Below are 12,545 nucleotides of genomic sequence, written 5' to 3'. Positions count from 1 at the left end.
CGGGTCAATTGATCGTCGTTTGATTCATCAGCTTTAGGCTGCCAACCCAAACGTGCCAACTGAGAAGCACTCAGCTTATCAAAGAACGCCTTCAACGCGGTTTCTTCATCAGATTTTGGTGTCACGAACTTCTGAAGGTTGGACGCAACTCGATAAAGGGCCGCGTTCACAATGTTTGACTGGCTCTCTGAAAACGTTGGCAGTAACGGCACAATGTTGGCGTATGAATTCTTGCGACCATCGGCTAATAAACGCAAGTCTTGAAGCAGTTGAAGTTGAGAAATTGAATCTAATGAAGCCACGTGATCCAAAATATCCTTCATTAACGTTTCATCATATTGAACAATGAAGTGCGAACTGTTGCCGACGTTTAAGAAGAACGGTTTGCCCGTCTTGTTTCGGAGTTCGGCGTAATCGCCAATCGTCAACGACTGATCGGCCATAATTTCGGGAACTGCCTCGTAATTGCTGTTCAACGGAATCTGCCACTTGCGGTCAACATCTTGTCCTTTGCCAATGAAAAATTGTTGTTGTGACAGCGTTAGTTGGCCGTCAACCACTTTAGCCGTGACCACTGGATAACCGGGTTGTTCCAACCAAGAATTCATGATGGCACCGACATCCATTCCGGATGCATCCCCCAACGCCGACCATAAATCAGCACCGGTGGCGTTATGGAACTTGTGAGCGTCAAAATAAGCTTTCAAGCCTTTTCGTAAGGCATCATCGCCAACCAGGGCCCGGGCCATGACCAGCATCCGAGCACCCTTGGCATACACAATGGCTGAATCAAAAATCGAATCGATTTCGGCAGGATCTTCCACTTGAACGTGGACAGATTGCACCCCGTCAGTCGCATCCCGTTGGAGGGCGGCTGGCGCTTCAGAAGTTTGGAAGACTTCCCAAATGTGCCAGTCGGGTTCGATCGCATCAATCGCAACGTATTCCATCATGTTGGCGAAACTTTCATTCAACCATAAATCGTCCCACCACTTCATCGTCACCAAGTCACCAAACCACTGGTGCGCAAGTTCATGGGCGATCACGGTTGCCACCAATTGTTTCATTTCAAACGAGGTGTTTTCAGGATCTAATAATAAGTAGGCTTCCCGATACGTAACCAGTCCCCAGTTTTCCATCGCGCCGGCTGAGAAGTCGGGCAATGCCAACTGCCATGAATGTGGTAACGGATAAGGGGTTTGATAAAAGTCTTCGTAAAATTCGATTGAACGTTTGGCAATATCCAAGGCAAAGTCCAGCTCGCTTTGTTGATGCGCTTTCGTCGAAAAGACGCCGACTTCAACGCCGCTCTTGGTGGTCGTTTTGACACTTTGGAGCTCACCGAAGCCAAAGGCAATCAGGTAAGTGGACATTCTCATTGTCGTGTCAAAGTAGTGAACGCCGTTTTCGGTTCTGACTTCGGGCATATTGCTGATGATTGATTCGCCCTCGTGCTCATCGAATTTGATGGCCAAATCAAAAGTCGCTTTGGCTTCGGGTTCATCAACACATGGAAACGCTTGGCGGGCTGCCGTCGTCTCGAACTGGGTTCCAATGAGCTGTTTTTTGACGCCGTCAACTTCATAGTAAGAAGGATAAATTCCCATCATGGTATCGGTTAACTTGGCTTGAAAGGCGATGACCAGCTTCACTTCACCTGTTTTGGGCAAATTAATATGAATTGCTTCCTGCTTATCGTCCTTGGTGAATGAAAGATCCTGTCCATCTAATTGAACAGATTGAATGTCCAAAAACTTTTGGTGAATTGAAATACTTTGTGATTTTGCATCTCCGATAATTGTTGAAGTCCCGGAGAATTGTTTGCCTTGTCGGTTGATATCTAAATAAATATTGTAATGGGTTGGTTGAAACTTTTCATAAAAATGGGTTAGCTGTTCTGCCATGAAATGCCTCCTGATGAAATTTAGTTAATTATATTATACGACTATGAGAAAGCAGGTGGTCAATAAATCTCGTTTGCCGTATTTGTTGATGCTTGCTACACTAGTGTTATTAGGGGGCGAGCATCATCAAAAATACAAAAGCACAACGTTGGACCGGGCTGATTTCCGGGTTGATTTTAAACGCATTTGGAAATGCACTCACGATTTCCGCCAACATGGGAAGCGCTGTTTGGACAGCTTCGGCGGTGAATTATAGCCACTGGTTCAACGTCAACGTTGGGATGATCTTATTTTTCATCGGGTTGTTAAACGCTATTACCAACCAAATTCTGCTGAAATATTTGGATTGGCCGCGCTTTATTGGTGAAGTCCTCTATGTTTGCTTCTTCAGCTACTTCGTCAATATTTTTGTCCAAGGCTTTGAACTGCTGGGAGTGGGCCAGTTGCCGATTGTCGTTCGGGGCATTCTTGCCTGCCTGGGCATTATTTTCTTTTGCACAGCAATCTCACTTTATCAACGAGCCAACCTTCTAATGCACCCTAACGACGACACGACCAACATTTTGCGGTTTATGTATCTAAAGAAGAGTGCCGTAGCGGCCCAACTAATTGATTTTGTGCCCCCGATTATCGCAATGATTATCTCATTTGCCATGACAAAGAACCTTTACGCCGTCAACGTCGGCACCATTTTTTCCATTTTATTTAATGGTCTGATTATTCAAACTGCGGACCGGTACGTTTGGCCCAAATTAAAGCATAACTTCAAGGTCTTGGGAAACGACGATCAATAAACATCACCCGTTTAAATTTTTAGCGAAATGAGCTTGCATCCTAGATAAAAAGTGATAAATTTAGGTTAATCAACATGGCTGTCATACAGCCATTGAAGGAAGGACATCACCATGATCACTTTATTGATTTTACTCTTACTATTTGGCACACTGGCCATCAAAATCAGCTGGCTGCTTCTTAAAGCGTCGTTTTGGGTTGTCTTCCTATTGTTTGGCGTTTTAATTTTCTCGAAGCTCCTGCTGATCGGACTTGTGATTGCCGCAATTTATGGCGGATATGCGCTGTATCAACGCTCGCAAGTCCAAGCTTATAATAACCGCCACTAGCATATTGAAAGTTTTTTACAAGAGGGTTGGCACATAAGTCGTTGATTTATGTTTCAGCCCTCTTTGTTCGCTAACCGTCCAAATTTTTGTATTCCTTGTCCCACTTGATTCTACCGTGAATCTTATTTAAAATATTTTAAATTTATATAAATTTTGTAACCGTTTTTATGGAAATTTATTTTCATAAGTTATATGATAGCTATTGTTACTTAAAGAGAAGGAGAATTTTGATTATGAATATACTTATTGCATTGCTGCCCGCTCTGGGATGGGGATTAATGCCGTTAGTCACTGGGAAAGTTGGTGGCTCACCCACGAACCAGATTTTTGGAATTGGTGCTGGAACAACCATTATCGGCTTAATTGTTTTTGCTATTACCCGTCCAGCCGTTGATGGCAAGGCATTCCTATTTGCCCTCGTCTGTGGTGCCCTGTGGACAATTGGCCAAATTGGTCAGTTTATTTCTTTCAAGCGAATTGGCGTTGCTAACACCTACCCACTTTCAACTGTGTTCCAGTTAGTGGGTAACTCAATTCTAGGCGTCTTGATTTTCGGTGACTGGAAAGGTACCCAGTCCAAAGTGATTGGCTTTATCGCCCTATTGATCGTCATTTCCGGGGCCCTCTTAACCTCTGTTAGTGATCAAAAAGACGGTAAGATTACCTTGAAGGACTCACTATTCTTGTTGGTGACCACCGTTGGTTACTGGATTTACTCGTCATTTCCAAATATTCCGATTATTAAAGCCCAAAGCGGCACGTCGATTTTCCTGCCAGAAATGCTGGGAATTTTGGTTGGTGCAGTGATTTTTGGCCTCTTTACGGATCGGAAATCATTTACCCAAAAAGAACAGTATCTTAATATCTTTGCCGGACTAATTTGGGGTATTGCGGCACTATCTTACATTTATTCAGCACAGGCAAACGGAAATACGTCAGCCTTTATCTGGACACAGTTGAGTGTCGTCATTGCCACATTCGGCGGCATTGCTGTTTTGCACGAACATAAGAGCCATCGCGAAATGATGTATACAATTGCCGGAATTGTCTTGATTGTTCTCGGAAGTATTGCGACGTCGTTTGCTTAGGGAATAGTGTGTGACAATCGGCGTTTTGATCCCAGAATTTAAGCCCAACAATCGATTATTCCCGGGTTTGGAATGATTGATTGTTGGGCTTAAATGGCCGGGATCAGCCGATTGGCGCACAATTCAACCAAGTAACATTGAAACCAAAAAAGGTCGAAGCAAAACATAACGTTTTGCTCCGGCCTCTTCTTATTTCATCAATCATGAACCCCATCACTGACCAATGCCAGTCTTGGTAAAGTCGTTCAGCAGTCTGGCTGTTACTCTTCTGAAGAAGTCTTTCAAGAATAAGCCCACCAACAGGCCGCCGATCAACATGCAAATCAAAACGAAAAAGTCGAGAACGACGGTCCCAACGTTTGGCCCGCCAACCGCTTCACGGAAGCCACTGACCGCATATGAGAATGGGAATATCGGCTGAACGATTCTGAGGAACAAGGGATCAAGCTGGACTGGATAAATTGCGCCACTTCCGGCCAATTGAAAGGCAACCATCATAATTGCCAGGGCTTTCCCCAAGTTTCCAAACACTGACGCCATCGTATACACGATTACCGAGAACGTCAGCGACGAGACCACGCCGATCATCACCATTAGGAATAAACTTTCCACGTGAATTCTCAAGATAAAGACCGCCGAGAGAATAATCACCATTGTTTGAATCATCGACAAGGTGTTGTACAACAGCATCTTGCCAATGTATTCTTCCCGTGGCTTCAAATTGGCAAACTTATGATATTTCGGCACTGAGGTATGCAGAACGGCCACCAGCATTGCGCAGCCAACCCAAATTGACAACGCCATGTAGGTCGGCGCGAAAGCTTCTCCAAACGAGCTGACCCGATAGATATTCTCGTTTTTAACGTTAAAGGGTTGTGATAACGCATCCCCCATCAGCTTGGGATTGTTTTGAAGAACACTGATGATATCTGCAATATTGTTATCAGAAGTCAGCTTCAGTTGATTGCTGGCCTGCTGAATCACACCCTTATACTGAAGCAGCTGGGACTCAAGGTCATCAGTCGACTGACTGACGAGTTGGTTACCTGAAATAATCGTATCCAACGACTTTTCGTTTAGGCTGCGAATCCCATTAACGTTATTTAAGACGCTGGCAGCCTTACTGTTCGCAGATAATAAATTCCGTTGGATGGCCTTTAACTCAGATTTAACCCGAGCGTTATAAGTTGACAGCGTTGCGTTAAGCCTGGTCGCCACCGAATAGGAATGACTGGCAATATTTTGCTGCAGCCGGGCATTGGCAGAATTACCGGAAGACAAGTTGCGCTGCAGTTGGGTCACTTGTGCGGATTGATCATTTAAAATACTTTTGACATCATTCAACTGGCTGATCAAGTTAGCGACCCCGGTTAGATTCTGGGTCTTATTAATGGTGTTTAGGTACGAAATCAATGGCGTGATTTGCCCTTGCAATAATTTAATTTGGGACAGGATCTGACTGGTCAAAGCACTGACTTGGCTTTTGCTGGCTGATGACGTGGTTTGATTTAACTGGTTAGTGAGGGTTCGCAACCGTTGCGCGTCGGATTGAACCCCGGTTAAGCCGGTGTGAAGATTGTTAAATGACTGATTGACGGAATGATTGACACTTTTAATCAAACTACTATTGGATTCGCCAATTGCTTGATTGATATTGACGTTTTGAGAAGCCGATATGACCGGCTTAATCTCAGTAAAGACGGCCGCCAGCCCACTGGAAGTATCACTAATGTCGCCCAATGTATTGGTCGCCAGGTCCATGCTGTCACCCAAATTGATAATCAAATCCTTTAAATTTAAAATCTGGGACTCGTTCGCCTGTGCCTTCTTACCGGCAATGTTTAAATAAGAAAAGATGGTACTATTTACTTGATAGACGAATTGTTTTTTAATGGTGTTAAGCAGGTTTTGTGAGGCCGCTTCTGTGATCTTGTACCCCATTGGACTGGCCTTGGTGTCTGCAATATAATCAAGATGTGCTTTTTTCGGATTGGAACTCACAATGCTGGCCAGGTCCGCTGAAAAGCTGCTTGGAATTTTGATTTCGGCATAGTATTTCCCGGCCCGAACACGTTTTTGAGCCGTACCGGCATCAACAAAGCGCCAGCCAATCTGATTATTTTGCTTCAGCTGGGTGATGATTTGCTTGCCCAGATTCATCGTCTTGCCCTGTACGCTGGTCCCTTGATCCTCATTGACAACGGCAACCGGAATCTTGCTGACCTCTTGGGACGTATAAGGATTCCAAATCGCCTTAACGTTGACCAGCGTATATAGACATGGCAAAACACACAGCGCCGTAATGGTCAGCAGCGCTGCTTTATATTTAAAAATCGCTTTTAAATCGCGTTGATAAATTAATTTAATATTTTTAAACATCGAACAACCCTCAAATTTTTTAACTTGCTTGTTTCTGTTGAAAAATGCATTATACTGATAATAACGCGTATGCGAATGATTAACAACAGTTAACCATAGTTAACAATTCTTGTCGAATTTCAAGGGGGATCTTACTATGAAACACATCATCGCAAAACTTTGGGTATTGGGTCTGGCAATGCTATTTGGCATTGGCCTGTCGCAGTCAAACACCGTGTCGGCCAAATCAACCGCCGCTAAGGTCGTTAGTACCCAATCCTTAACCAAGGCGCCATACCGGGCAGTCAGCGGCTATCTTTACAGTTCAACGACACTGCAGAAAAAAGTTCATAATGCAGATAACTATCCTTTGACCACATTTTACACCTATAAATCCGCAACGCTACAACGAGCTAATGGAAATAAAGCCGTGTATTATTATGTCAAAAATGGAAATGGCAAGGTTAAAGGCTGGATTTGGAGCGGCCATTTGGTTAGACTCATTAATATCAACCAGCAGCGCAAACAATTAAATCAAATTATCGGCTTAATTGATACCTTGTCCACGGATAATAAAAACAACGTGATTTCAATTCTAAAACTCATGGATAAGCAAAGTACCCTGCCGGATCTGTTAACCCAGCTTACCAATCTGAAAAACTCGATTACCAATAATCCAGACATCATCAAGCTCAACCAAATCTTTGAAATGATCAAGTCCGATGGCCAGACACTCAACTACCTATTTAGTGAAGGGATTAATAAATTGTATCCAAAAGTTGTTGCCATTCATAACCTTAACAACCAGGTCTTTGCCTTGGCCCAAGGATTACTCGATCGGATCAACTAAAGGGACCCATTTATGAGAACAATATTAACATTATTCAAACGTGACTTACGGAAAATATTTCATAGCCGGCCAGTGTGGATCACACTGCTGGCTTTTTGTCTTATTCCCGCAATCTACGCAATTCCAAACATCAAAGTGTCCTGGGACCCCTACTCTAAAGCCAATACCAGCCGTTTACCCATCGCAGTCGTCAACGATGATGAGGGCAGTACCGTCAATGGCAAACAACTCAACGTCGGTGACCAAATTGTCGGCCAACTCAGACAAAACCATTCCATCAATTGGATTATTACCAACGATTGGCAGGGAAATAACGGCTTGGACGAAGGAAAATATTACTCCCTGATTGAAATTCCCAATGACTTTTCAAGTAAGTTGGCAACCCTGGTTTCAACCAATCCGGAAAAGCCAAATATCGTTTATAAATCCAACGAAAAGTTAAACCCAGCCGCAACCAAAATTTCCGGCCAAGCAGTTGATGCCTTAACCGAGCAAGTCCGTGATAGTTTCATCAAAATCGGAAGCAAGGCAGCGCTAAAAGAAATGAATTCAGCTGGTGAAAAAATCAATACCCACAAACCGGAGATCCTTCAAATTCGATCGTCGCTGCTGGACGCCGTTAATACGGTTAAGAAAACCAAAGGGTATTTAAGTCGGGCAAACAAGGACTCCGGCAATGCCCAGAAATATTTGCAGACCGTTCAAAAAGACATTCCAAAGATTTCAAGCCAGATTACCAATCTTCAGCAGGTTGTCAGCCACGGAAGAGCCCTAACTCAATCAACCAAGGAAACGCTGCGGTCGTCTCGAAACGATTTATCAAGTGGGTTAAATGACCTCCAATCAGACAACAATCAAATGCGCTCGTTAATTTCAAGTTTGGGCAGTAACGGAAGTTCCTCTGGCCGCTCGTTGTTGGGCAGTGAGATCAAACAGTTGGAAACCTTAAATGCCAACACACTTGACCACATCAATAACGCACTGCGGGTTGCCGACGTCTTGAACAATATTTTGCCAAACAACCAGACTGTTTCTTTAATCAAGGGATTGAGCAACGCCAAAAAAGAGATTCATCAACAGCAACGTAACTTGGCAGCATTAAAGTCCGCCAACCAATCCGGCAGCTCAAAGAAATCAATTAACAGTCTGATTAATCGGTTGAATAAGACTGCGAATGCCTTTGGAAACAGCCTTGATGATATCGGTTCAACGTTTAACAATACCGTGAATCAAGGGATCGATAGTCTCAGCGATACTTTGGACACCCAGTTAAACGGCAACGATCAGGTTTTAGAGTCGCTTCGCTCACTCATCCCCCAGCTAAATACCTTAACTGCTGGTGGCAAAGCAATTAGTAAACTGTCTGTCTCTCAGGTTAACCGGATTAAAACCCGCCTTAATGGAATTGAGGACAAGCTTAATGACCTGAATGACAAAACCAAATTTATCAATGAAGACAATCTCAATAAATTAATCAATGTGCTAGGTGAAAATCCCAAAGTTTCGAACTTGTTGGCGTCACCAATCACGCTTAGGCAAAAGCCGCTTTATAATATGCAGCTGTTTGGCTATGGTGTCACGCCATTTTATACCACTTTATCCATGTGGGTCGGCGTTTTGCTGCTGACCACGATCGTTTCGTGGCGCTATATTATTCCAAAAGACGAGCGGGTTCCAAAATCAAACATGGTCCAAAAATATATCGGCAAACTGTTACTTTACCTGACGTTATCAATGACTCAAACAACGTTTACCATGCTGGGTGAAATGTTAATCATCGGTTTGCGGCCACGTAGCCTTTTGGCAATGCTGGCAACGGCTTACTTGGCGACAATTGTCTTTACCATTATTATGTTCACATTCGTCTACATGTTCGGCAATGTCGGTAAAGTCTTCAGTGTGTTGATGATGATCGCTCAATTATTTGGAACCGGTGGTGTTTACCCACTGGAATTGATTCCAAATCACTTGGCGGCACTGGCACCGTTCTTGCCGTTCACTTACACGATTCAAGCGTTCAGAGAAGCCATCGCCGGGCCGATTCCAAGCGTTTATTGGCAGGCAATGTTGTCGTTGGCAGCATTCGGTGCACTATTCTTACTCATTGCACCGTTAAGACGCGTATTTGCCAAACCACTTTCGAAGATGGAAAAAGGCTTTCACAAGTCCCAGCTGTGAGGGTGGAATGTTCGAAAGCAGTTATTAAAACGAGGTCGAGTCAAAAGTGTCAGCTTTTGATTCGACCTCGTTTTCTTGTCATGCAATACAACATAATTAATTTGTGTTTCTTGTCACGCACTTCTCATCACACTTTATTTTCGATCAACAATTTCAACCGGAACAGCGACCGAACGCACATCTTCTTCGGCCAACAGTGCAACTGCCTGTCTACCAACTTCTCCCAAGTGATAGTCAATCGTCGAAAATCCCAGTAGTTGGCTGGGAAGCTCATTACCCTGGCCAATGACTGTAACCTTTGTACCCGATTTTTGATACTCGGAATAGGCCCCAGCGGCGGTTGTATCCCCTTCTGTTAACACAACCTGAAGCTGAGCATCAATTTGTTGAAGCTGCTTGGCTTCCCGAATCCCGTCCGCCAGTGTTTTGCCATGGTATCGAACCAAGTTGGGGTCAATCTTTTCGCCAAATACTTCAGCATAAGCTGCTAACACTTCTTCAGTTGAACGGCTTTGTGACGCTGGTCGGGCAAGAATCAGCCCAATATGAGTTTGTCCTGCTGCCTTGATTTTTCCAAACAGCTGTTTAAACGTTCCCAACCGATCATTGTAAACGGACCTGATCGGCAAATGCGCGCTGCGTTCACAAACCACAATCGGCGCAAACTTCTGATAGTTGGCAATTTGTTCCAACGGCAAGGCATGCGACGTAATAATCAATTGCCCAATTAATTGATGCTCAAGCCGATCCAAGTACAACTGTTCCAAACTGGTATCATAATTTGTCGGCAAAATGATCACTTCTCGTTGTTGCTTAACTGAAACATTCATAATCGATTGGACAAGTTCCTGGAAATAGGGCTGGTCAAGATAGGGCACCATGATGCCCAAACGTGACGATGCCCCCTCGTTTAACAATCGGGCTAAACCATTGTAATGATAGTCAAGATCCACCATCGCCTGCTCAATTTTTTTACCGGCAGCTTGACTGACGTATCCGTGATGGGTCAGATACTTCGAAACGGTGGATGGCGCGTAACCAGCGGCTTTGGCAACATCATAAATTGTTTTCAATGCGATCACCTCATTATTTTTCAATTATATGCTATTTTAACTTGACAAGAAACCGGTTTCCGAGTGTATTGTGAATTTGTAATCAAATATGTTTTGGAGGGATTTATAATGACAAAAGAATTTGGCTCACCATCTTCATATATTCAAGGTAACGGTGTTTTATTTGAAAGTGATCAGTATCTGAAGGGTTTTGGCGACAAGCCACTCTTGCTCACCGACGACAGTGTTTATAATATTGTCGGCCAAAAATTCGAATCCTACTTAAAGGATCACGGCTACTCAGTTGTCCTCGTTAAATTCCAAGGTGAATCATCCGAAAATGAAATCAACCGGATTGCACAAATTGGTAAAGACGAAAATGTAAGCGCTATTTATGGCCTTGGCGGCGGAAAAACAAGTGATTCCGCAAAGGCCATTGCCGATAACCTCGATATCCCCGTTGTCATCATGCCAACTTTAGCGTCAACTGACGCACCCTGTTCACGACTTTCAGTGATTTACACGGACGATGGCAGCTTTGATCACTACCGTTTCTACAATCATAACCCCAACTTGGTATTAGTTGACAGTCACATTATTGCCGGTGCCCCTGCGCACTTACTGATCGCCGGAATTGCCGACGCTTTGGCAACCAACGTTGAAGCCCAGGCAGTTGCTCAAGCCGGTGCCGATACCATGTTGAACGAAAAGCAGACATTGGTTGGAAGTGCCATTGGCCAAAAATGTGAGGAGACGTTATTCAAATACGCCCATATCGCAGTCGCTGATGTTAAGCAGCACGTGGTAACCAGTGCCCTGGAAAAAGTCATCGAAGCAAATACTTTGATGAGTGGACTTGGCTTTGAAAGTGGTGGTCTGTCAGGTGCGCACGCAATTCACGATGGATTGACGACACTGGAACAAACCCATGCTTTAACCCATGGTGAAAAAGTTGCTTATGGAACCTTGACCCAATTAATGCTTGAAGGTGCCGATCAAGACCGTTACAACAAGTATTTCAAGCTGATTTTATCATTAGGTCTGCCAACAACCTTGGCTGATTTACACTTGGAAAATGCCACCGACGAAGAATTACTAGCTGCCGGAAAAGCCGCTTGTTCAGAAAACGACACCATTGACCGACTCCCATTCAAGGTTGAACCAAACGATGTTGCCCAGGCATTCCGAGCGGTTGATTCATACACCAAAGAATACTTGGAAGCCAACAAATAAGATTCAGTCGATGCTGAATTCAAAATCGTCGCTTTAATTTCGATTATTTTATTTCGGCATCCCTCCTTCCCCAGGAGATAGAGGCTGGAGCGCAAGATCACTTGTGCCCTGGCCTCTTTTTGCGATTTCCTATTTTCTTCTAGCTAAGTCGCGCATCAAACAACAGCTTTTGGCGGAATATTGTCGCTCCAGTTGTGACTTTTTGAACTTTAGGCTTGACAGGAAACTGGTTTCCTAAATTATGGTTATCTTGTTAAGAAATAAGAGAGGAAGCGTTATTGATTATGAACATTTTAATTGCTTTATTACCTGCCATTGGTTGGGGCGTAATGCCGCTGATTACAGGAAAGGTTGGAGGAAGCCCCGTCAATCAAATCTTTGGAATTGGTGCGGGAACATCGATTATTGGTTTAACCGCCTTTTTGATCACTCGACCATCGGTTAATTTGACTGCCTTTTGTTTTGCCCTGCTTTGTGGTGCGCTGTGGACCATTGGACAAATCGGCCAGTTCATTTCTTTCAAACGAATCGGCGTGTCCAACACATTCCCATTATCAACGGTTTTCCAACTCGTCGGAAATTCCATCATCGGCGTCTTGATTTTTGGAGATTGGCCGGGCGCCAAAGCCAAGATTATTGGGGTTATCGCCCTAATAATCGTAATTGTCGGGGCACTTTGTACCTCTGTCAGCGATCAAAAGGGTGGCAAAGTTTCCATGAAGGATGCATTGTTTCTTCTGTGCACGACCGTCGGGTTCTGG

Annotated in this window: 10 protein-coding genes; 7 read left to right on the top strand and 3 right to left on the bottom strand. The window is 44.0% G+C overall.

All coding sequences use genetic code 11. The features are described from left to right. A partial coding sequence (locus tag AB3112_RS04100) for a M1 family aminopeptidase (RefSeq protein ID WP_367333993.1) occupies window positions 1-1,904 on the bottom strand: 1,904 nt, incomplete at its 3' end. Window positions 1,905-2,065: 161 nt separating this feature from the next. Between AB3112_RS04100 and AB3112_RS04095 the strand changes: the two genes are divergently transcribed. The 3 genes from AB3112_RS04095 to AB3112_RS04085 all read left to right on the top strand — a co-directional run bounded on the left by AB3112_RS04095 (window position 2,066) and on the right by AB3112_RS04085 (window position 4,113). Then, entirely contained in the window at window positions 2,066-2,698 is a 633-nt protein-coding gene (locus AB3112_RS04095) for a hypothetical protein (RefSeq protein WP_239822877.1), read from the top strand. 111 nt (window positions 2,699-2,809) lie between these two features. Further along, a complete protein-coding gene (locus tag AB3112_RS04090; protein WP_057910949.1) occupies window positions 2,810-3,025 on the top strand; it encodes a hypothetical protein in 216 nt (71 codons plus the stop codon). 233 nt (window positions 3,026-3,258) lie between these two features. Beyond that, window positions 3,259-4,113: a GRP family sugar transporter gene (locus tag AB3112_RS04085; protein WP_057910948.1), complete on the top strand. Its 855-nt coding sequence runs from the start codon at window positions 3,259-3,261 to the stop codon at window positions 4,111-4,113. A 213-nt stretch (window positions 4,114-4,326) separates the two neighbouring features. Here the strand turns inward: AB3112_RS04085 and AB3112_RS04080 are convergent, their stop codons facing one another. Further along, window positions 4,327-6,492 (bottom strand): YhgE/Pip domain-containing protein, encoded by a 2,166-nt coding sequence (locus tag AB3112_RS04080; protein ID WP_084974618.1) that lies wholly within the window; start codon window positions 6,490-6,492, stop codon window positions 4,327-4,329. Between the two features lie 136 nt (window positions 6,493-6,628). Here AB3112_RS04080 and AB3112_RS04075 point away from each other — a divergent pair, with 136 nt between their 5' ends. Further along, entirely contained in the window at window positions 6,629-7,321 is a 693-nt protein-coding gene (locus AB3112_RS04075; protein ID WP_084974616.1) for a D-alanyl-D-alanine carboxypeptidase, read from the top strand. A gap of 12 nt (window positions 7,322-7,333) precedes the next feature. Then, a complete protein-coding gene (locus AB3112_RS04070) occupies window positions 7,334-9,499 on the top strand; it encodes a YhgE/Pip family protein (RefSeq protein WP_367333992.1) in 2,166 nt (721 codons plus the stop codon). A 134-nt stretch (window positions 9,500-9,633) separates the two neighbouring features. Here AB3112_RS04070 and AB3112_RS04065 read toward each other — a convergent pair whose 3' ends face one another. Then, window positions 9,634-10,572, bottom strand: a complete 939-nt coding sequence (locus AB3112_RS04065; protein WP_367333991.1) for a LacI family DNA-binding transcriptional regulator — start codon at window positions 10,570-10,572, stop codon at window positions 9,634-9,636. Window positions 10,573-10,680: 108 nt separating this feature from the next. Here AB3112_RS04065 and AB3112_RS04060 point away from each other — a divergent pair, with 108 nt between their 5' ends. Together AB3112_RS04060 and AB3112_RS04055 are read left to right on the top strand one after the other, a co-directional pair. Beyond that, entirely contained in the window at window positions 10,681-11,784 is a 1,104-nt protein-coding gene (locus AB3112_RS04060; protein WP_084998416.1) for a glycerol dehydrogenase, read from the top strand. Between the two features lie 284 nt (window positions 11,785-12,068). After that, window positions 12,069-12,545: GRP family sugar transporter (locus AB3112_RS04055; RefSeq protein ID WP_367333990.1), on the top strand; the 477-nt coding region annotated here is incomplete at its 3' end.

The organism is Lentilactobacillus sp., assembly GCF_040773105.1.
GTDB classification, from domain to species: domain Bacteria; phylum Bacillota; class Bacilli; order Lactobacillales; family Lactobacillaceae; genus Lentilactobacillus; species Lentilactobacillus parabuchneri.
The sequence above is the reverse complement of the archived record's forward strand: the minus strand, read 5'-3'. Positions and strand labels throughout refer to the sequence as shown.

Excerpts from the sequence above, each read along its gene's own strand:
- AB3112_RS04075 (WP_084974616.1), top strand. The coding sequence starts at position 6,629 with ATGAAACACATCATCGCAAAACTTTGGGTATTGGGTCTGGCAATGCTA.
- AB3112_RS04085 (WP_057910948.1), top strand. The coding sequence starts at position 3,259 with ATGAATATACTTATTGCATTGCTGCCCGCTCTGGGATGGGGATTAATG.
- AB3112_RS04060 (WP_084998416.1), top strand. The coding sequence starts at position 10,681 with ATGACAAAAGAATTTGGCTCACCATCTTCATATATTCAAGGTAACGGT.
- AB3112_RS04090 (WP_057910949.1), top strand. The coding sequence starts at position 2,810 with ATGATCACTTTATTGATTTTACTCTTACTATTTGGCACACTGGCCATC.
- AB3112_RS04070 (WP_367333992.1), top strand. The coding sequence starts at position 7,334 with ATGAGAACAATATTAACATTATTCAAACGTGACTTACGGAAAATATTT.
- AB3112_RS04080 (WP_084974618.1), bottom strand. The coding sequence starts at position 6,492 with ATGTTTAAAAATATTAAATTAATTTATCAACGCGATTTAAAAGCGATT.